Below are 20,016 nucleotides of genomic sequence, written 5' to 3' on the forward strand. Positions count from 1 at the left end.
ACATCCCTTCGGCCCACAGGAAACCCGCGCCGATGACCGTTCTTTCCGTTCTCGACCTGTCGCCGATCGTCGAAGGCAGCAACGCTTCACAGTCACTCGCCAATTCGCTCTATCTCGCCCGTCATGCCGAGCGGCTGGGTTACCGGCGCTATTGGCTGGCAGAGCACCACAATATGCCGGGCATCGCCAGCGCCGCCACCTCGGTGGTCATTGCTCATGTGGCCGGCGGCACCAATACGATACGCGTCGGCGCCGGCGGCATCATGCTGCCCAATCATTCGCCGCTGGTCATCGCTGAGCAGTTCGGTACGCTTAATGCTCTGCATCCTGGCCGCATCGATCTCGGCCTCGGCCGGGCGCCCGGCACCGACATGGCCACGGCACGGGCGCTGCGCCGTAACCTCGACGCTGGCGCCGACAATTTCCCGCAGGACGTCGTCGAGCTGATGGGTTACTTGCAGCCGGCCGAAGACGGCCAACGCATCCGCGCGGTGCCCGGCGAAGGCGAAAAGGTGCCGATCTGGATTCTCGGTTCCAGCCTCTACGGCGCGCAGCTTGCCGCCATGCTCGGCCTGCCCTACGCCTTCGCTTCGCATTTTGCGCCGGCCGAGCTCGACCATGCTCTGGAGATCTACCGCTCGCGTTTCCAGCCTTCGGAGCAGCTCGACAAGCCTTATGTGATGCTCGGCCTCAACGTCTTCGCCGCTCCTTCCGATGCCGAGGCGCGGCTGTTGTTCACCTCGCTGCAGCAGGCCTTCGTCAATCTGCGCACCGGCCGGCCCGGCCGATTGCCGCCGCCGGTCGAAGGATATGAGCGCGACCTCGATCCAATGGCCAAGACCATGCTCGGCCAAGCGCTTTCCTGCGCCGTCGTCGGCTCCCCGGAAACGGTCAGTCAAGGCATCGAGGCGTTTGTGCGCCGCACAGGGGCCGACGAGCTGATGGTCACAGCGCAGATTTTCGACCATGCGGCGCGGGTGCGCTCGTTCGAGATCCTGGCCGACGCTCACAAATCGCTGTCGGAAGCTGCCTGAGAGTTGGTTCGCCACTTGCCACTGTTGCGGGCAAGGCCGGCCTTAGGCAGGGAACATCGCGAACAGGTGTGCGAAGACATAGCGAACATTTCGCGCGTTTTACGCGGAGGTTTTCGATCCGTCATGCTCGTCCGTTAGCGGGAAACGCGGCGTCCACTAAATGACGATCACCTTGGTGCCGATTGTGGCGCGGTCATAGAGATCGATGATGTCCTGGTTCATGAGGCGAATGCAGCCCGCAGACACGGCTTTGCCGATGGACCACCATTCGGGGCTACCGTGCAGGCGATATCCAGTGTCACCCTTCTCGTTGAAAAGATAAAGCGCCCGCGCACCGAGCGGGTTCACGAGTCCGCCCTCCATATGGGCCGGTATGATGCGGCCTCGCTTCTGCTCGCGCACGATCATCGCGGACGGCGCGCTCCAATCCGGCCATTCGCGCTTCCTCGCAACGTGAGCAGTGCCATGCCACTCGAAGCCCGCCTTGCCGACGCCGATGCCGTAGCGCAGTGCCTGACCGTCTCCCAGCACGTAGTAGAGAAACTTCGCTCCTGTATCGACAATGATGGTGCCAGGCTCCTCGTCAGTTGCATAAGGCACTGTCTGCCGACGGAACTTTGGGTCGACCTTGTAGATCGGAACCGGCGGAATGCGGAAACCGGCGTCGGTGAGGCCGCCATAGGCCTGGGGAAAGGTCTGTAATGCTCCGCCGGTGGTGCAGCCGGAGAATGCGACCATCCCAGCAAGTCCCAGCCCAATTAGGATCGATTTCACGCGCATGACTCAAGCCGGCGCCCGTGTGAACGATCAGCCGCATCTCGTCATATTCCTAATCCGACATGCTTCGATTGCCAAGATTTTCCTGACTGTCGGCTGGCTGATTGTTGGCCACTTGGCTCGATCGGCGCCGCGTCCTTCAATTGCTCGGTTTTCGAACGACGAACGCCCGTAGTGGCTGCGAAGGCCCGGGGTCGGCAGGACAGAGGGAGCGCTGTCCGTCCGGCATTGCAAAGTTTCTGAACAGAGCCCAAGCGCTACGCGCTGACGCTCTGCGCAGTCGCACCTAGCGGACGGCATGAATTGCGGATCATCAGGCGTCCCTTGAGCGTCAGCTTGCGCGGCGGCGCATCCCTGTTTCCGGCGAGCCGGTCGAGCAGCAGATTGGCCGCCTGTTCGCCAATCGCCTGCACCGGCTGTGCGACCGTGGTCAATTGCGGCCGGAACACATCCGACCACGGAAAGTCGTCGAAGCAGGCGACCGAAATATCCTCCGGACAGGACAGGCCGATATCGCGAATGGCCTTCATGGTGCCGATCACCATCGGGTTGTTGGCCGAAAAGATGGCGCTCGGCCGGTCGTGCAGCGAAAGCAGCTGCATGGTGGCATTGTAGCCGTCGACTTCATGGAAGTTGCCGAAGCGGACGAGTTCGGCCTCGGCCGGCAGGCCGGCGGCCTGGAGGGCCTCGCGGTATCCCGCCATGCGGTCATGCATCGGCGAGATATCGAACGAGCCGGAGATGTAGCCGATGCGCCGATGGCCGAGATCGATCAGGTAAGTGATGGCGTCGAACACCGCGCGCTGATTGTCGAGAACGACGGCATCGGTGTCGACACCCTGGCAAACACGGTCGAGCAGCACGACCGGCACATTGGCGTCGTCGACAATCCGTTTGAGGATCGCGCCGTCACCGACACGCGCGACGATCAGTCCGTCGACCATGCGGTCGAGCAGCAGCCTGATCTGGTCGTCCTGCGTGTTCAGGTGCTCGTCGGTGCAGCACAGCATGACGGCGTAGCCGGCCCTGTCGAAAGCCTGCTGGATGACCGAAACCACGTCGGTAAAGAACGGATTGGTGATGTGTGGGACGGTGAGCCCGATGGTGCGTGTGGTGCCCATCTTCAGGCTGCGGGCAATGGCGTTGCGCTTGTAGCCGATGTCGCGGATCGCCTGTTCGATGCGCTGGCTGAGCTCGGGGCTGACGGTCGCGGTGCCGTTGATCAGCGCCGATACGGTGGCCACGGAAACACGCGCGGCCTCAGCCACATGAAGCATAGTCGGAGCAGTGAATTTGCGCTGCTTTTTTCGTCCTGACGCTGTCATTTTCGAAACGTTTCACCACTCCATGGTAGCAATACGTACGGAATCTTATGATTTTGCGCAAGAATTGAAATGGAACAATCTTAGGCTCCAGATATGGCCTTGACATGATCGAAACGTTTAGATTAGCGTTTGAGTTGTTCGGTGACGACGGAGGGAGGCCGTCCTTGTCATGCAGCACGGCAATTCCATCCCTGCGCAAGGCGTCATGGCGGACGGCTCGGCTATCGTGCTGAGCGCCGAGCACATCTCCAAGTCCTTCGGCGGTATCGCCGCGCTTGTCGATGTCGGCTTCGAACTGCGGCGCGGCGAGGTCCATGCGCTGATGGGCGAGAACGGCGCCGGCAAGTCGACGCTGATGAAGATCCTGTCCGGCGTCTATACGGACTATAACGGAACGGTCAGTATCGATGGCTATCCGGTGCGCTTTGCCGGCGTCCGCGAAGCCGAGCGCGCCGGCATCGCCATCATCCACCAGGAGCTGAACCTCGTTCCCGAACTTAGCGTCGCCGACAATATCTTTCTCGGCCGCGAGAAGCTGATCGCCGGGCTGATCGTCGACCGCAAGGCGAGCAGCCGCGCTGCCGGCGCGCTCTTGCAAAGGCTCGGCATCGAGCTCGACCCGGATGCGCGCGTCGGTGCCTTGCGCGTCGGCGAACAGCAGCTGGTCGAGATCGCCAAGGCGCTGTCGATGTCGGCGCGCATTCTGATCATGGACGAGCCGACCTCGGCGCTTTCGCCGGCCGAATGCCAGCGGCTGTTCCGCATCATCCGCCAGCTCGCCGACAGCGGCGTGGCGATCGTCTACATTTCGCACCGCATCGACGAGGTCATGCATCTGGCCAGCCGCGTCACCGTGTTTCGCGATGGACGCCACGTCCTGACGCGGGCGATGGACAAGCTCGACGAAGACGCCATAATTTCGGCGATGGTCGGGCGAAACCTGCTTGCTTCCTCCCAGGAGCACCGCATCCCCGGTGGCAACACGGTCCTGTCCGTAAGCGAGCTGTCGCTGTCGAAGCCCAATCGCCATGGTTGGCGCACCGTGCTCGATGGCGTCAGCTTCGATCTTGCCGCAGGAGAAATCCTCGGTATCGGCGGGCTGCTGGGCTCGGGCCGTACCGAAATCCTGGAAACCATCTTCGGGTCCAGCGGCGGACGTGCCGGCGGTGAGATCAGGCTCGATGGCGAGGCAGTAGAAATCCGTTCGCCGCGCGATGCGCGCCGGCTCGGCATCGCCCTGGTCACGGAAGACCGCAAGACGCAAGGCCTGCATCTCGAGGCCTCGATCACCGACAATGTCGCGCTGCCGCTGGTCGGCGCGCTGGCGCGGTTCGGCGTGCGCTCGCTGGCCGGTGAGCAAGGGCTGGCACGGGACGCCGTCAAGGCGCTCGGCATTCGCTGCGAGACCGTCGAGCAGCCGGCCGGCACGCTGTCCGGCGGCAACCAGCAGAAGGTCGTCATCGGCAAATGGCTGGCGACGAGGCCGCGGGTGCTGCTGCTCGACGAGCCGACACGCGGCATCGATGTCGGTGCCAAGCGGGAAATCTACGATCTCATCTTCAAGCTGGCGCGAGACGGGCTGGCGATCGCCGTCATCAGCTCGGAATTGCCGGAGCTGCTGCATCTTTCCGACCGTATCCTGGTCATGGCCGACGGCCGCCAGACGGGAATCCTGTCCCGCGCGCAAGCCAGCGAGGAGGCCATCATGCGGCTTGCGGCGCCGCGACGGACGATGACGAGGCCTGCCGCATGAGCATTTTGCATATCCTGTCCCGGACGAAGCTCTACTGGGGCCTGATCGCCATCTTCCTGATCGGCGTGCTCGGCTCGCCGATCAGCTCCAAGGGCAACAACATCTTCCTGTCCTACGGCAACCTGCTCGATGTGCTGCGCCAGGTGTCGACCACCGGGCTGATTGCCACCGGCATGACTGCGGTGATCATCACCGGCGGTATCGACCTTTCCGTCGGCTCGCTGATGGCAATCTGCACGGTCGTCTGTGCCATGCTGCTGACGGTCCCCGGCGTGACGCCGGCGGTGGTGCTGGGGGTGCCGACAGTTGCCCTGGCAGCCCTTTGCCTCGGCATTCTCGTCACTCGTTTCATCCTGCTGAACATCGAAAAATCCCGCGCCGGCGCGCAGGCCACGCACGACATCAGGTTGGACAGCGTTCGCGGGCTGGTGACGCCCGGCATTGTCGGGGTGATCCTGTGCAGTCTGGTGCTGTGGTTCCTGCTGCCGCAGGTGGGCTCAAAATTCGGCGTGCTCGGCGTGCTGCTGGTGGCGCCTTGCGTCGGCCTGCTGTTCGGCGCGCTCAACGGCTTCATCATCGTCGCCGGGCGGCTGCAGCCCTTCATCGTGACGCTGGCGATGATGGTCACTGCGCTCGGCATCGCCCGGCTGACAGCCGGCCAGAACAATGCGGTGCTGCCGGTCTACACCGGCTCGAATGCCACCGCCGATTTCGAAATGCTGCGCTCTCTGGTATTCGGCGTGATCCCGATGCCGGGCCTGTTCTTCCTCGGCGCCATCCTGATCTACGGCGCCGTGCTGCGCTTCACCCCGTTCGGCCGCTATGTCTATGCGATCGGCGGCAATGAGGAGGCGGCGCGGCTGTCGGGCATCGCCGCAGGCCGCGTGAAGATCGCCACCTATGCCGTGTCAGGGCTGCTGGCCGGCATCGCGGCGGTGCTCTATGTCGCGCAGTATCGGCAAGGCAAGCCGGACGCCGGCGCCGGGCTGGAGCTCGACGCGATTGCCGCCGTGGTCATCGGCGGCACCAGCCTGATGGGCGGACGCGGCAGCCTCAGCGGGACGTTCTGCGGCGTGCTGATCTTCGGGCTGCTCTCCAACATCCTGCAGCTGCACAACATCAATTCGAACCTTCAGCTGGTGCTGAAGGGGATGATCATCATCGGTACCGTGCTCGTACAGGAGCGCAGTGCCGGTGATCTTCTCTTCTATCTGCGACTGCCCGGCGGGCAAGCGCACAAGGAAACGGCCGCGGCAAAGCGGCCGTCGCAAGAGACCGCGTCTCTGAATATTGGAGGAAACAAGAAATGAAACGACGTGAATTGTTGAAGCTCGCCGGGCTGACAGCGGCACTCCTGACCACGACCGCCATGCTTGCCGGCGGCGCCCGTGCGCAGGACAAGAAGTGGAAGATCGGCTTCTCGCAGGTGACGACCATCGAACCCTGGCGCGCCCAGTTCAACAAGGACATCCTGGCCGAAGCGGCCAAGCATCCGGAAGTCGAGCTGATCATCACCGACGGCGAGGACAAGACCGAGAAGCAGGTCGCCGATGTCGAAAACCTTATCCGTCAGGAGGTCGATGCGCTCTTGGTATCACCGAAAGAATCGGCCGGCCTGACCGGTGTCGTGCAGCAGGCGATCGATGCCAAGATCCCGGTCTTCGTGCTCGACCGCAACGTCGAAACCAACGACTACACGCAGTTCGTCGGCGGCGACAACAAGCTGATCGGCCGGGCTGCCGGTGAATATGCCGTCGAGCTGCTTGGCGGCAAGGGCAAGGCCGCCGGCAACGTCGTCGAGATCTGGGGCGGCATGGGCACCCAGCCGGCACACGACCGCCATGACGGCTTCCATGAATTCACCGACAAGGAGCCGGGCATAAAATACCTGCTCGACCAGCAGTCGGGCGACTGGAAGCAGGACCAGGCCTACAACATCATGGCGACGGCGTTGCGCAACAACGAGAAAATCGATCTTGTCTACGGCCACAATGATCCGATGGCCTATGGCGCCTATCTTGCCGCCAAGGACGTCGGACGTGAGAAGGACATCAAGTTCATCGGCATCGACGGCCTGCCCAATGAAGGCGTGCAGCTGGTCGCCAATGGCGAGCTGACGGCGACGTTCACTTATGTGACGCCGGGCGCCGAAGGGCTGCGGCAGGCGATCAAGTTCCTGAACGGCGAGAAGGTTGAAAAGACCATCACCCTGCCGACGCAGAAGATCACCAAAGAAAATGCCGCCCAGATCCTGAAGGACAACGGCCTCTGAGACGAGGCTTTCCTGCCGGGCGTTCAGCGCCCGGCAGGAACAACAACCAAACGCCGGCAGGCAGCAGATTAAGCCAGCTTGGCCAGCAGCTTCATGAAAATGGCCGCTTCCTTGGCGGAAAGCGGCGCCAGCGTTTCCTGCGTAATCTCACGGGCAAGCGGAATCAGCCGCTCGATCGCGTCGCGCCCCTCGGCGGTCAGATTGACCAGCAGGCGCCGTTTGTCGATTTCGTGTTTGCTAAGTTCGACAAAGCCACGCGCTTTCAGCCGGTCGATGACGCCCTTCACGGTCGCCGCATCCATGGCGATCAGGCTGCCAAGCTGGTTCTGCGAGGTCTCGCCGACGTCGCGCAATTTGGCCAAAGCGGCAAATTGCGGCGGCGTCAGATCGGCGATGTGTGCGGCGAAGATCGAGACATGGCGCTGATGCGCCTTGCGCAGGATGAAGCCGACCTGCTCCTGCAAGCGATAGTCGTTTTCGTCAGGCTCCTCGGCCTCGACCAGCTTGAGCAGATTGTCCTCGGCGCTCACCGCAGCCCATCCCATGCCTTAATGTCCTTGGCCGCCAGCCCACCCATGCGGTCGTGCACGCGCGGGCCGCAGGTCATGGCGAGGCAAAACAGGATCTCGTCGGGACGGGGGCCATCGCTGATGCCGATTTCCATGGCATCGAAATGGCTGCGCACATAGGCGGCGTTGATGTGGCCGAGCGGCACATCGAGCCGCGCGCCGAAGCCGCCGACCTTCTTCGCCGAGGGCACGATCGCCTTGGCGTCGCCGAGCCGTTCGCGCATGGCATAGCCGCCCGGCACATGCCACAGCGCGCCATGCTCCAGCTCGCCCGCCATGCCGACGATGGCGCCCTTGCCGTAACCGTCGATCTGTTTGACGTCGCCGCCCAATGCGGCAATAAGCCTGTCGGAGAGCAGCAGACCGAGCGGCTTCAAATCCTCCATGGCGCTCTGCAGTTCCTCGACGTAACGGCCGGCGAACGGGTTCTTGACCACAGCCATGGCCGCCGCGCGGCGCCGCGGCACCTTCGCCACCGGCCCGCCTTCGTGAAAAATCTCTTCGGTCAGCACGGCGATCTTGCGGATCGGAAACTCAGGCATGAGCAATTTCCCTCTCTAAAACTTTGTTGGCGAGCGCCATCGGACCTGCGATGCGCGCCTGACCGCCGAGGAAAAGTGCCGCGGCGGCAATCAGGCCGCGCCGCCGAAACTCCTCGGCAACGGCAAATCCGCCTTCCAGCGCAATAGCGATTTCAGCGGCGGAAAGCAGCCCCACGCCCTGCGTCACCAAACGGTCGCCGAGGTCGCTGTCAGGTGCGAGATCGCGCGCCCGTACGCGCCTAACGGCCGGATGACCGGGCAGGTCGACGGCGTTGGCGATCAAGGTCGCGGCGGCATCGGCTTCAGCACCCGTTCGCGCCAGCACCGTGACCGCGTCGGCGATGCCCAGCGAAAAGGAGCGGCCGCGCCAGCCGCTTGTCGCGACACCGCGGATCCCGTCTTCGGGGCGGATCGTGAGACGATCTGCCAACCCATGACCTGTCCCGGCAATGGCAAGCGTCATCGACTGCCCGTGGCCGAGATAGATCGCGCTGTCGCCGCCATTGTTGACATAGGCGCGCTCGAGCCGGCGGCCGGCAAGCAGCGCGCCAAGCACTTCGTCGGCTACCGAGCCGGCGACGGCCGCCATCGGTGTGATGAATTGTTTCGCTAGCGGAACGACCGCCGCTTCCATGCGGCGCGCCGTCGGGACAGCGAACGCACGTGGCCGCGAAGCGGCCGGGTGCCGCAGTTCGGGCAACTCTTCGACCAGTTCGGGCAGGATTGTCTGGAAGCGCACCACTGCCTGGCGATATGCGGCGCTGCATTCACTCGCCTCGCCGAATGCCTCGGCGATCAGGTCGATCGGCCCATGATTGAGGTGAAGCCTCCGGCCGTCCTCGAGCCAATGCGCCTGCGGGCCGTTCATCGCCCGGCCCCGTTTGCGGCCGCGCGACGCAACTGCGCCAGCGGCGGCCAGGGATTGTCACGGGGTGCGGCCGTGCCGCGGCGCGGATTGAGATATTCGCCGCCCTTGGCCAGGATATCGTCGACGCTGCGGATTTCGCCTTCGTAGCCGCCAAGCCTGACATAATCGTCGCGGCGCATGGTGAACTCGATCGGCGCCACCAGCGCCGGGGTCGGCACATAGCCGAAGGCGCCTTCCGGCACGCGGGTGACGTCGACCATCAGCGTGATGCCGCCGCCCGGCCAGACATAGACCGGCGCGCCGCCGACCGTCACATAGGTCGTCAAGCCCTGCACCGAGCGGGTCAGATTGACCGGGTTCTCGGTGACGCCGGCGCGCAGCGAGCCGCCGGCGCCGCCGACGAAAAGCACGGTGCAGAGCGCCGGCTCGCAATTGTCCTCGATCAGTTCGACCGACTTCCGCAGCCGCTCCGGGAACGGTTTCTGGACCGGCTTCAGTTCGTCGTCGAGCTCGTAATAGGCGAATTGCTCGCCGGTGGTCGAGACCATCAGCAGCGACATGCCGGGGCGCGCACCCTTTTTGGCGTTCCATTCACCAAGGATCGACAGCGGGTCGGAGATGCTGGTGCCGCCCCAGCCGAGGCCGGGCTCCGACACCTTGAAATAACGGCCCGGCGTCGAACGGCGGCCGATGATCTTGATGCCGGTATCCTGCCAGCCAAGCACCTTGCCGGCCTGATGCTCGGAGACGACGCCGGTGATGTGGTCATCGACCACCACCACCTCGTCGACAAGGCCGCGCCATTGGGTCGCGAACATGCCTATGGTAGCCGAACCGCAGCCGACGCGCATGCGCTGCTCGAGCTTGCCGTCGATGACCGGCGGCTTGCCGGCTTCGACGATGACGGTGGCGCCGCCGTCGATGACGAGTTCAACCGGTTTGCGGTTGCACAGGGCGAGCATGGCGTCGCAGGTGGCGCGCCCTTCAGCCTTCGAGCCGCCGGTCAAATGATGTACGCCGCCCAGCGACAGCATCTGCGAGCCGTATTCGCCGGTCGTGACATGGCCGATCGCCTCGCCTTGGGCACGGACCGTCGCCGTTTCGGGGCCGATATGACGGTCGGTGTCGATCTTCACCTTGACGCCGCAATAGGAGAAGATGCCCTCGGTGACGACGGTGACCAGATCGACGCCCTCGACCTCCTGGCTGACGATGACGGGCGCCGGCTTGTAATCGGGATAGGTGGTGCCGGCGCCGATGGCGGTGACGAAGCGGCGGCCGGTGTTGACCAGTTCGCCGTCCCATGCCTCGCCTTCTTCGGCAAAGGGTACGATTGCGGCGCCGGTCTCGGCCGCGTGGTCGAGGATGGTCAGTGGATCCATCCGCACGATCCTGCCGCCAACATTGCCGTAGCGGTCGCAGGCGCCGGTGCGGCCATCGGCGATGTAGCACATGACCGGACAGGCATCGCAGCGGATCTTCTCGGCCACCAGCTTCTCGCCGGGATCATGCGTCTCGAAGCGTTCGGCAAGCTCGCTCATCGGCGCGCCTCCTTGTCGAGGATGGCGGCGCGGATGCGGGTCGGCGTCGCCGGAATTTTGGTGACCAGCACACCGGTGGCGTGGCGGATGGCGTTGAGGATCGCCGGCGCCGTCGGGATCAGCACATGCTCGCCCAAACCCTTGGCGCCGAAGGGTCCTTCCGGATCCGGAACTTCTATCAGGATGGTCTCGATCAGTGGCACGTCGCCGATCGTCGGGATCAGATAATCGTGCAGGTTTTCGGTGCGGCCGGGGATGAATTCCTCCATCAGCGCCATGCCGATGCCCTGGGCGATGCCACCCTCGATCTGGCCCTCTGCCAGTAAAGGGTTGATGGCCTTGCCGACATCGTGAGCGGCGGTGATTTTTATAAGCTTCACGGTGCCGAGCCTGAGGTCGACCTCCAGTTCGGCGATCTGGGCGCCATAGCCATAGACGGCATAAGGCTTGCCCTGGCCCTTGGCATCGAGCGGCAGCGTCGGCGGGTCGTAGCTTTCCTCGGCGCGGAAGACAAAGCCTTCGGCGTCTACCTTCAGCGAGGAAAGATCGATGCGGCGCGTCGCTTCGCCTTCCCCGATGCTCAGACTTGTGCCGTCCAGCGCAATCGCCGCCTTTTCCGAGACATTGGCGAAACGCAAGATCTCATCGCGCAAGGCGCGGCCGGCCTTTTCGGCGGCCTTGCCGGTGACGAAGGTCTGGCGCGAGGCCGATGTCTTGCCGGCGTCGGGGGTGATCGCCGTGTCGGCGCCTTTCAGCCGCAGCTTTTCAAGCGGAAGACCCAACGCGTCGGCGCAGATCTGCGCGATGACAGTGTTCGAACCTTGCCCGATATCGACCGCCCCCTGATGCAGCACGACTTCGCCCGATGCCGAGATGCCGACCTTGATGGTCGACGGATTGGGCAGCGAGGTGTTGCCGCAGCCGTACCAGCAAGAGGCGACGCCGACGCCGCGTTTTTTTTCGCTGCTGCTACGGGCGTTGAACGCGTCGGCGTCAGTTAGGGCACGCCGCCAATGTGAGCGCAGGGCCTCGAGGCAGTCGGCGATGCCGACGCCCGACTCGAGCCGCTGGCCGGTGACTGTTTCGGATCCGTTCCGAAGGCAGTTCTTCAGGCGAAAGTCGAGCCGATCCATGCCGAGCTTGTCGGCTAGCTCGTCATAGAGGGTCTCCTGCATGATCGTCGCCTGCGGTACGCCGAAACCGCGAAAGGCGCCGGCAATCGGGCCGTTGGTGTGGATGGCGCGGCCTTCGGCGCGATAGTTCGGCGTGGCATAGGGGCCGGAGGCGTGCACCGGCACGCGGTTGGCGACCGTCGGCCCCCAGCTGGCATAGGCGCCGGTGTTGAAATCGCCGGCGAAGATCATGCCGGTGACACGGCCGTCGGCATCGGCGCCGATGCTCGCTCTCATCAGAGCCGGATGGCGCTTGGTGGTCGAGATCATCGATTCGGTGCGGCTGTAGGCGAGCGCCGCCGGCCGGCCGGTTTTCATGGCGACGAGGCCGATGAGCGGTTGCAGCGAGACGTCGAGCTTGGAGCCGAAGCCGCCGCCGGTGGCGGTCGGCACGATGCGCACCTGTTCCGGGGCAAGGCCGAGCACTTTTGCCGTGTCGTCACGGTCCATATAGGGCGCCTGCGTGCAGGCGACGACGACCAGCGTGTCGCCGTCCATGAAGGCATAGCCGGCTTCCGGTTCAATATAGGCGTGCTCGACATAGGAGGTGTCGATGGCGCCGGAAACGACGAAAGCCGCACCGGCGAGCGCGGCTTCGGGGTCGCCACGCTCGACGAAGCCGGAGGTGAGCAGGTTCGAGGGCCGGTTTTCATGGACCAGTTGCGCACCGCCGGCCTGCGCTTCGCCAGTTTCCAGAAAATGCGGCAACTCGGTCCAACTGACAGGGAAATCGGCAAGGTCGAGATCGAGGATAGCCTCGCGTTCGCCGGCGACCAGCGCCACCGCCTCACCGCGAAAGCGCGAAACCCCTTCGGCCAGCGCCGGCTGGTCGGCGAAGGGCGCGATGACGCCGAAACAATTCTTTCCCGGAATGTCGGCGGCGGTGAAGACGCCGGCAATGCCAGGACGGGATTTCACCCAGCTGCCGAGATCGCCAAAAGTGAAAGCGGCATGATAATGCGGCGAGCGGACCACCAGCACCGACAATGCGTCGGCCGGGAATGAATCACCGCCGAATTTTTCGCCGCCAGTGACTTTCGGAAGGCCATCGAGGCGGATCGGGGAGGAGCCGACGGCATGGCCAGAGGATGGCATGCGCTGATCGAGACCATCGGCGTGGCGCCAAGCATCCATCACCGCGGTGACGATCTTGCGGTAGCCGGTACAGCGGCAGAGCACGCCGCCCAGCGCATCCTGCGTTTCGGCCTCGCTCGGGCAAGGCGTCCTGTCCAGGAGTGCCGTTGCGGCGACCAGCAGGCCGGGCGTGCAGGCGCCGCATTGCGCTGCGCCATGTCTGAGGAACGAGGCCTGCAGCCCCGACAGCCGGCCATTGGCGAGGCCTTCGACGGTCGTCACCACGGTGCCGGAGGCGGAAGCCGCGGGCATCAGGCAGGCGCAGACCGGCTCGCCGTCGACCAGCACCGTGCAGGCGCCGCAGTCGCCGGCATCACAGCCGATCTTAGTGCCGGTCAGCCGCAACTCGTCGCGCAGCACCGCGGACAGCCGCCGCACCGGCGACACACAAACGCTGACGGCGGCGCCGTTGACTTCGAAGGCGATGTCGGCGCGCTCCATGCCCATCAGGCCGCCGCCCTTTCGTCGGGAACAGCGCCCATCGCACCAAGCACGGCGCGGGCGACGATCTCGCGCGCAGCGTCCAGCCGATATTCGGCGCTGCCGCGCACGTCGCCGATCGGCGACAGCTCGTCCATCGGTTCGGATTGGATCGCAGTGGCCAGCGCGTGGCCGACGGGCCGGCCGCGTAGCGCCGCCTCGACACCCGCCAGGCGCCTGGCGACAACCGAGCAGGACCCCACGGCGACGGCCGCGTTCCTGACCATACCATCTTCGACAGCCAGGCGTGCGGCGGCCATGGCGATGGAGATGACGAGATAACGCCGCGCGCCGAGTTTCACGAAGACGGAGCTGCCGGCGGTCGCGGGTTTGGGAATGCGGATTGCCGTGACCATTTCGCCGGGCTGCAGTGCGGTGCGACGGTTGCCGAGGATGAATTCTGCAAGGGGCAGATGCCGGGTCGCCACAGCGGAACGCAGTTCGACTTCGGCATCGAGCACCAGCAGCGCCGGCACGCCGTCGGCGGCCGGCGAGGCGTTGCAGAGATTGCCGGCAATCGAGGCAACGTTCTGGATCTGCACCGAGCCGACTTCCCGCGCCGCCTGCTTCAGCGCGTCGAAAGCCGCCGGCAGAGGATGGCGGACGAGATCGGTCCAGGTGGTGCGCGCGCCGACGAGCCAGTGGTTTTCGGCTTCGGCAATGCCGCGCAATGCCACCAGGCCATTGATATCGAGGATATTGTCGCGGAAAGGCTTGCTGCCCTGTGCCGGATAGAAGTCGGTGCCGCCGGCGAGGATGCGCCATTGCCCTTCGCCCAGCAAAGCGAGGGCGTCGTCGACCGTGGTGGGTTTTGCGTAACGGATCACGCTTTGCCTTCCCAGAATGGGCTTCCCGAGAGGGGATCCTGCCGAAAGATTTTCCCGAGCATTCAAGACAGGAAATTCATTCGTATGCAAATGATATCAAGCCGGCAGGAATTGTCAAAGCCAGAGTTTGCACGGCTGTTGGCACCGGTGCAGCCGGAACGCATTTGTTATGCCATGAGAGGTTGACGCAGCCGGCCATCTGGTCAAGTTTCTGCGTCCGGTCGCGTTTTCATTGGAGCCTAAGCTCAAGACCAAGAAAATAAGGAGGCTCCATGGCCGACGAAGCGCTTGTCGTTATCGACCTGCAGAACGATTTCTGCCCGGGTGGCGCCCTTGAAGTGGCCGGTGGTGACGAAATCGTGCCGTTGGTCAATGACCTAATCCGGCGGACCGAGCACGTCCTGCTGACGCAGGACTGGCACCCTGCCGGCCATTCGAGCTTTGCCTCCAGCCACCCCGGCAAGCACCCGTTCGAAACGATCGACGTGCCTTATGGCCACCAGACGCTGTGGCCGGATCACTGCATCCAGGGCAGCCTGGGATCGGATTTCCATTCGGGCCTCGCCTGGAGCAAGGCCGAGCTGGTGATCCGCAAGGGGTTCCGTCCTGCGATCGACAGCTATTCCGCATTCTTCGAGAACGACCGGACGACGCCGACCGGCCTTGCCGGCTATCTCCGGGATCGGAACATCGAGACGCTGACCCTGGTCGGCCTGGCGACGGATTTCTGCGTCGCCTTTTCGGCGCTCGACGCGGTCAAGCTCGGTTTTGAGACGTCCGTGCGGCTCGACGCCTGCCGCGGCATCGATCTCAACGGCTCCGTGGAGAGGATGCTGGGCCGGATGCGCGATGCCGGCGTGACACTGATTTGAACGTCATCCAGCCGAACCTGACAGACTTTTGAGGGGCTTCATGCGGTTTGCGGCGTTGACGGCAAGTGCTGCACTTATTGCAGCAATCTTTTCTCCGAGAGCGGTTCTCGCGGCCGAAGCGCACGAATTGCCGGGCGCCGCCATGTCGCTTTGGTGGGTGCTGCCGTTTGCCGGGCTATTGCTTTGCATCGCGACCGGCCCGCTGCTGTTCCATCATGCTTGGGAGCACCATTACGGCAAGATCGCTGCCTTCTGGGCAGCGTTGGTGATCGGGCCGCTGGCCATCGCCTTCGGCATCCCGTCCGCCACGCAGGCGGTGCTGCATGCGCTGCTCACCGAATACATGTCGTTCATCATCCTGCTGTTTGCGCTGTTCACCATTTCGGGCGGTATCTTCGTTGCCGGCAACATACACGGCACGCCGCTGGTCAATGCCGGGCTGTTGCTGGGAGGGGCGCTGCTTGCCTCGATCATTGGCACAACCGGCGCCTCGATGATCCTGATCCGGCCGCTCATCCGCGCCAACGACAACCGGCGCTTCAACGCCCATGTCGTCATCTTTTTCATCTTCCTGGTGTCCAACATCGGCGGGTCGCTAACGCCGCTGGGCGATCCGCCGCTGTTCGTCGGCTTTCTGCGCGGCGTCGATTTCTTCTGGACGACAGTTCACCTGCTGCCCGAGACGCTGTTCGTCGCCGGCGTGGTGCTGGCTGTTTTCCTGGCGATCGACATCATCATGCATCGCCGGGAGGAAGGCGCGCCGAAGATCAAGGATCCGACGCCCGACAGCAAGGTGCGCATTCGCGGCCTGGCCAACATCCCACTGCTGGCCGGCGTAATCGCCGCGATCCTGATTTCCGCTGCCTGGAAGCCGGGAGTGAGTTTCTCTTTTCAGGGCGTCAGCCTCGAGCTGCAGAATCTGGTGCGCGACGCCGCCATCCTGATACTGGCCTTCACTTCGCTTGTCGTCTCGCCGAAGGAGTTTCGCGGCGCAAACGCCTTCAACTGGGGGCCGATTGCCGAGGTGGCGAAGCTGTTCGCCAGCATCTTCATCTGCATCGTGCCGGTCGTCGCCATATTGCGGGCCGGGCTCGACGGCGCGCTGGCGCCGTTGGTGCTGCTGGTCAGTTCGCCGACCGGCGCGCCGGACAACCTTGCCTATTTCTGGCTGACCGGAGCGCTGTCGTCCTTCCTCGACAATGCGCCGACCTATCTGGTGTTCTTCGAGCTGGCTGGCGGCGATGCGCAGCATCTGATGACCGAGTTCGCCTCGACGCTGGCGGCGATCTCGGCCGGCGCGGTGTTCATGGGCGCCAACACCTATGTCGGCAATGCGCCGAATTTCATGGTCTATGCCATTGCCAGGCATCGCGGCATCAAGATGCCGAGCTTCTTTGCCTATATGGCGTGGTCGGGCGCCGTGCTGATCCCGACGTTCCTGCTTGCCGGCTTGCTGTTCTTTGCCTGATCATCCGACGCCGACATAGCGACGGACCGCCGAGGGATCGGCACGCAGTTCCTCGACATCGACCGTCTCGCGGTTGCGGCCGTTTTCGATGAAACAAACGCGGTCGGCGACCGACAGCACGGCATCGACGCGCTGCTCGACAAGAATTGTCGACACGCCAAGCGCACGCAGCTTCGACACGGTTTCGCGGATCTTGGCGATCATCGACGGCATCAGCCCTTCGGTCGGCTCGTCGAGCAGGAGCACCTGCGGTTCCAGACACAGGGCGCGGGCCATGGCCAGCATCTGCTGCTCGCCGCCGGATAGCGTGCCCGAACGCTGCCTGAGGCGCTGGCGCAACAGCGGGAAGAGGTCGAGCACGTTTTCGCGCGTCGCCTTGCCCTTGTTGCGGGCCATCAGGCCGATCTCGATGTTTTCCGCCACCGTCATCTCGGCGAACAGCCGCCGGCCCTGCGGCACGTAGGCGACGCCGGCCTTGGGCACCTCGTGCGCCGGCAAGCCGGTCAATTCCCGCCCTTCGAGCCGGATCGAGCCGGAGCTTACCGGCACCAGGCCCATGATTGCCTTCAGCGTCGTCGTCTTGCCGGCGCCGTTGCGGCCGAACAGGCAGAGCACTTCGCCCTCGTTCAAGACAAGATCGAGGCCATAGAGCACCTGGACCTCGCCATAGAAGCAGTCGACCCCGGAGATCGTCAGTGCCTTGGACTGGGCCTCAGCCATGGGTCGTCCCCAGATAGGCGTCCTGCACCGCGGCATTGGCGCGGATCTGCTCGGGCGTGCCTTCAGCCAAAATCCTGCCGGCGTTGAAGACGGTGATGCGGTCGGCGAGCCGCATGACCACCGGCATGTTGTGCTCGATCAAAAGCACGGTGGCGCTATCGGCGATCTCGCGCACCAGCTCGATGAAATTATCGATCTCGCTGTCGGCCAGCCCTTGCGTCGGTTCGTCGAGGATCAGCAGCCGCGGCTTCAGTGCCAGTCCCATCGCCACTTCCAGCAACCGCTGGTGACCGTAGGACAGCTGCCCGGCCGGCATGTCGGCGCGGTCGGCAAGGCCGGTACGCTCAAGCGCGGCCATGACGCCGGTGTGAACCGCGCCCTTCGAGCGGCCGTCGGTCAGCGTGCGCTGCACCGGCAGGGCAACATTGTCGTAGGCGCTGAGATTGGCAAAGACGCTGGTGATCTGGAACGTATAGGCGATGCCAAGGCGAACCCTGGCGTAGGCAGGCAGGCTGGTGATGTCGGCGCCGTCGAAGACGATCATGCCCGACGAGGGCTGGATGCGGCCGCTGACCAGGCTGACGAAGGTGGTCTTGCCGGCACCGTTGGGGCCGATGATGGCGCGAATCTCGCCCGGTATCAGCGCGAAGTCGACGCCGTCGACGGCACGCAAGCCGCCGAAACTGCGCGACAGGCCTTTGGTGGTGAGCAGCGGCATCATGGCAACCACCCGAGCCAGCGCTGGCGGATGCTGCCGAGAATGCCTCTCGGGAAGAACAGCACCAGCAGGATGAGCGCTATGCCGACGATCAGCAGATAGGCCGAGGTGTAGCCGCTGGCGACGTCGATGACATAATACATGAACAGCGTGCCGATCAGCGGACCGAGCGTGGTGGCGGCGCCGCCCAGCAGCACCCAGAGCAGCGGCAGGATGGAATATTGCACCGAAGCGAAGCTCGAGCCGACATAGCCGAACAGCAGCGCATAGGCCGCGCCGGAAGCCGCGCAGATGCTGCCTGAGATGACGACGGCGGCGAGCTTGTTGGAAAATGTATCGTAGCCAAGCATTTTGGTCCGCTCTTCGTTTTCGCGGATGGCGACTAGCACGCGACCGTAGCCGGAGCGGACTATAGCCAGGCTTATAATCAGCACGATCGAGAACAGTGCCAGCGCGCTCATATAGCGCACGGTCGGGTTGGTGAGGTCGAGCGACGTGCTGCCCAGGACCAGGACACGCATCGGCTGCGGAACGACCATGCCCTGGTCGCCACCGGTCCAGGCGGCAAAATAGAGGATGACGAGATAGAATACCTGCGCGAACATCATAGTGACGATCATGAAGGCGACGCCGGAGGTGCGCAGCGCCAGCAGCCCGATCACCAGCGCGAGAAGCGCGCCGCAGGCAAGCCCAGCTGCGAAGGCGGCCGGCACGCTCCAGCCGAGATGGATGACGGCAAGGCCGGCGCCATAGAGCCCGGCTGAAAAGAACATGGCATGGCCGAGGCTAAGCAGCCCGACATAGCCGAACAGCAGATTGTAGCCCATGGCGAAGACCGCCAGCACCATGATGCGGGCGAGCAGGCCGTGATGGTATTCCGGCAGGACGAAGCTAAGCCCGAAAAGCAGGGCGATGACGCCGAGGTGCAGCGCATATGGCTTTGCCGGCGAAGCATCCTTCATCGCGATGTCGTCCCGAACAGGCCCTGCGGCCGGAACACCAGCACCATGGCGACGAGCAAGGTGGCGATGATCTTGGCCAGCGTCGGTGAGAAGAACACCGAGATGATGCCGTCGGAAAGGCCGATCAGCACCGCGGCGACGACCGTGCCGCGCAGCGAGCCGAGGCCGCCGATGATGACGACGATGAACGACAGCAACAGCGGGTCCTGTCCCATCAGATAGTGGGCCTGGCTGATCGGCACGATCAGCACCGCGGCGACAGCAGCCAGCATGGCGCCGAGCGCGAAAACACCGGCATAGACTCTGGTCACCGGGATGCCGAAGGCCTGCGCCGTCTCGCTGTCATATTGCGTGGCGCGCATGACGAGGCCGATTTTCGTGCGCGTCAGCACCAGCCAGGTCGCGACCAGCAGCAGCGCCGACGCGGCGATGATCGACAGCTTGTACCCGGAATAACCGAACCACGGCAGGAGGATGCGGTAGCTGAACGGCGGCTCCACCGGCCGCGCCTCCGGGCCGTAGAAGGTCAGTGCCAGTTGCTGGATGATGTAGAGCATGCCGATGGTGGCGACGATGGTGGCTTCCGGATTGTAGTTGAGCCGGCGCAGCACCAGCCGTTCGGCGACCAGCGCGAGCAGGCCGACGATCAGCGGCGCCAGCACCAGGGCGGCCAGAAAGCCGAGCGCCGGATGGCCAGATATCGCCGTTGAGATCGCCCAGGCAAGCACCGCGCCGAGCATGAAAAACTCGCCATGCGCGACATTGACGACGCGCATGACGCCGAACACCAGCGACAGGCCAAGCGCCGTCAGCGCCAGGACGGCGGAGGTGACGAGGCCTTCGAGAGCGGCGAGGAGCAGGTGGGGTCCGAAGTGCATCGCCTAAGCACCGGCGGATGCGCGAAGCACCCCCCTCTGGCCTGACCTCTTTGCCAAAACTTGGCATCTCCCCCTCGAGGCGAGAGATTGGCTGTCATCACCGC

General features: G+C 64.2%; 18 protein-coding genes. 6 read left to right on the forward strand and 12 right to left on the reverse strand.

What is annotated here, in order from left to right:
- Positions 1-32: 32 nt before the first annotated feature.
- A complete protein-coding gene (locus NKK47_RS21265) occupies positions 33-1,034 on the forward strand; it encodes an LLM class flavin-dependent oxidoreductase (RefSeq protein WP_352578153.1) in 1,002 nt (333 codons plus the stop codon).
- A gap of 156 nt (positions 1,035-1,190) precedes the next feature.
- Here the strand turns inward: NKK47_RS21265 and NKK47_RS21270 are convergent, their stop codons facing one another.
- Both NKK47_RS21270 and NKK47_RS21275 read right to left on the reverse strand, forming a co-directional pair.
- Positions 1,191-1,814 (reverse strand): L,D-transpeptidase, encoded by a 624-nt coding sequence (locus NKK47_RS21270; protein WP_352578154.1) that lies wholly within the window; start codon positions 1,812-1,814, stop codon positions 1,191-1,193.
- Positions 1,815-2,068: 254 nt separating this feature from the next.
- Positions 2,069-3,088, reverse strand: a complete 1,020-nt coding sequence (locus NKK47_RS21275) for a LacI family DNA-binding transcriptional regulator (protein ID WP_352449454.1) — start codon at positions 3,086-3,088, stop codon at positions 2,069-2,071.
- A 217-nt stretch (positions 3,089-3,305) separates the two neighbouring features.
- Between NKK47_RS21275 and NKK47_RS21280 the strand changes: the two genes are divergently transcribed.
- Genes NKK47_RS21280 through NKK47_RS21290 form a run of 3 tightly spaced genes read left to right on the forward strand, consistent with a single transcriptional unit; the run spans position 3,306 to position 7,161 of the window.
- Positions 3,306-4,889, forward strand: a complete 1,584-nt coding sequence (locus NKK47_RS21280) for a sugar ABC transporter ATP-binding protein (RefSeq protein WP_352578155.1) — start codon at positions 3,306-3,308, stop codon at positions 4,887-4,889.
- Positions 4,886-6,199 carry an ABC transporter permease gene (locus NKK47_RS21285; RefSeq protein ID WP_352578156.1) on the forward strand — a complete coding sequence of 438 codons (1,314 nt, stop codon included), beginning with the start codon at positions 4,886-4,888 and terminating at the stop codon, positions 6,197-6,199. Before NKK47_RS21280 ends, NKK47_RS21285 begins: the two co-directional genes overlap by 4 nt.
- Positions 6,196-7,161 carry a substrate-binding domain-containing protein gene (locus NKK47_RS21290; RefSeq protein ID WP_352578157.1) on the forward strand — a complete coding sequence of 322 codons (966 nt, stop codon included), beginning with the start codon at positions 6,196-6,198 and terminating at the stop codon, positions 7,159-7,161. Before NKK47_RS21285 ends, NKK47_RS21290 begins: the two co-directional genes overlap by 4 nt.
- 68 nt (positions 7,162-7,229) lie before the next feature.
- Here the strand turns inward: NKK47_RS21290 and NKK47_RS21295 are convergent, their stop codons facing one another.
- The 6 genes from NKK47_RS21295 to NKK47_RS21320 are packed head-to-tail and all read right to left on the reverse strand — an operon-like array spanning position 7,230 to position 14,294.
- The gene (locus NKK47_RS21295) at positions 7,230-7,691 is read right to left on the reverse strand and encodes a MarR family winged helix-turn-helix transcriptional regulator (protein WP_352578174.1); all 462 of its coding nucleotides are present in this window, start codon (positions 7,689-7,691) and stop codon (positions 7,230-7,232) included.
- Positions 7,688-8,272 carry an amino acid synthesis family protein gene (locus tag NKK47_RS21300; RefSeq protein ID WP_023676966.1) on the reverse strand — a complete coding sequence of 195 codons (585 nt, stop codon included), beginning with the start codon at positions 8,270-8,272 and terminating at the stop codon, positions 7,688-7,690. The genes NKK47_RS21295 and NKK47_RS21300 overlap by 4 nt, the downstream gene beginning before the upstream one ends.
- Positions 8,265-9,140: a UPF0280 family protein gene (locus tag NKK47_RS21305; protein WP_352578158.1), complete on the reverse strand. Its 876-nt coding sequence runs from the start codon at positions 9,138-9,140 to the stop codon at positions 8,265-8,267. Before NKK47_RS21305 ends, NKK47_RS21300 begins: the two co-directional genes overlap by 8 nt.
- Positions 9,137-10,681 (reverse strand): 6-hydroxynicotinate reductase, encoded by a 1,545-nt coding sequence (locus tag NKK47_RS21310; protein WP_352578159.1) that lies wholly within the window; start codon positions 10,679-10,681, stop codon positions 9,137-9,139. Before NKK47_RS21310 ends, NKK47_RS21305 begins: the two co-directional genes overlap by 4 nt.
- The gene (locus tag NKK47_RS21315; protein WP_352578160.1) at positions 10,678-13,434 is read right to left on the reverse strand and encodes a molybdopterin-dependent oxidoreductase; all 2,757 of its coding nucleotides are present in this window, start codon (positions 13,432-13,434) and stop codon (positions 10,678-10,680) included. The genes NKK47_RS21310 and NKK47_RS21315 overlap by 4 nt, the downstream gene beginning before the upstream one ends.
- Complete coding sequence (locus tag NKK47_RS21320) at positions 13,434-14,294, reverse strand: FAD binding domain-containing protein (RefSeq protein WP_352578161.1); 861 nt, start codon at positions 14,292-14,294, stop codon at positions 13,434-13,436. Before NKK47_RS21320 ends, NKK47_RS21315 begins: the two co-directional genes overlap by 1 nt.
- A 272-nt stretch (positions 14,295-14,566) precedes the next feature.
- On the opposite strand from NKK47_RS21320, the gene pncA reads away from it, so the two are divergent.
- Together pncA and NKK47_RS21330 are read left to right on the forward strand one after the other, a co-directional pair.
- On the forward strand, positions 14,567-15,166 hold the full coding sequence (gene pncA / locus NKK47_RS21325; protein ID WP_023676971.1) for a bifunctional nicotinamidase/pyrazinamidase: 600 nt from the start codon (positions 14,567-14,569) through the stop codon (positions 15,164-15,166).
- A gap of 40 nt (positions 15,167-15,206) precedes the next feature.
- A complete protein-coding gene (locus tag NKK47_RS21330) occupies positions 15,207-16,634 on the forward strand; it encodes a sodium:proton antiporter (protein WP_352578162.1) in 1,428 nt (475 codons plus the stop codon).
- On the opposite strand, the gene NKK47_RS21335 is transcribed toward NKK47_RS21330, so the two are convergent.
- The 4 genes from NKK47_RS21335 to NKK47_RS21350 are packed head-to-tail and all read right to left on the reverse strand — an operon-like array spanning position 16,635 to position 19,912.
- On the reverse strand, positions 16,635-17,354 hold the full coding sequence (locus NKK47_RS21335) for an ABC transporter ATP-binding protein (protein ID WP_352578163.1): 720 nt from the start codon (positions 17,352-17,354) through the stop codon (positions 16,635-16,637).
- Entirely contained in the window at positions 17,347-18,075 is a 729-nt protein-coding gene (locus tag NKK47_RS21340; protein ID WP_352578164.1) for an ABC transporter ATP-binding protein, read from the reverse strand. The genes NKK47_RS21335 and NKK47_RS21340 overlap by 8 nt, the downstream gene beginning before the upstream one ends.
- Complete coding sequence (locus NKK47_RS21345; RefSeq protein ID WP_352578165.1) at positions 18,072-19,034, reverse strand: branched-chain amino acid ABC transporter permease; 963 nt, start codon at positions 19,032-19,034, stop codon at positions 18,072-18,074. The genes NKK47_RS21340 and NKK47_RS21345 overlap by 4 nt, the downstream gene beginning before the upstream one ends.
- Positions 19,031-19,912 carry a branched-chain amino acid ABC transporter permease gene (locus NKK47_RS21350; protein ID WP_352578166.1) on the reverse strand — a complete coding sequence of 294 codons (882 nt, stop codon included), beginning with the start codon at positions 19,910-19,912 and terminating at the stop codon, positions 19,031-19,033. Before NKK47_RS21350 ends, NKK47_RS21345 begins: the two co-directional genes overlap by 4 nt.
- Between the last annotated feature and the right edge of the window lie 104 nt (positions 19,913-20,016).

The organism is Mesorhizobium sp. M0019 (assembly GCF_040323975.1).
In the GTDB taxonomy this organism is placed as follows: Bacteria; Pseudomonadota; Alphaproteobacteria; order Rhizobiales; family Rhizobiaceae; genus Mesorhizobium.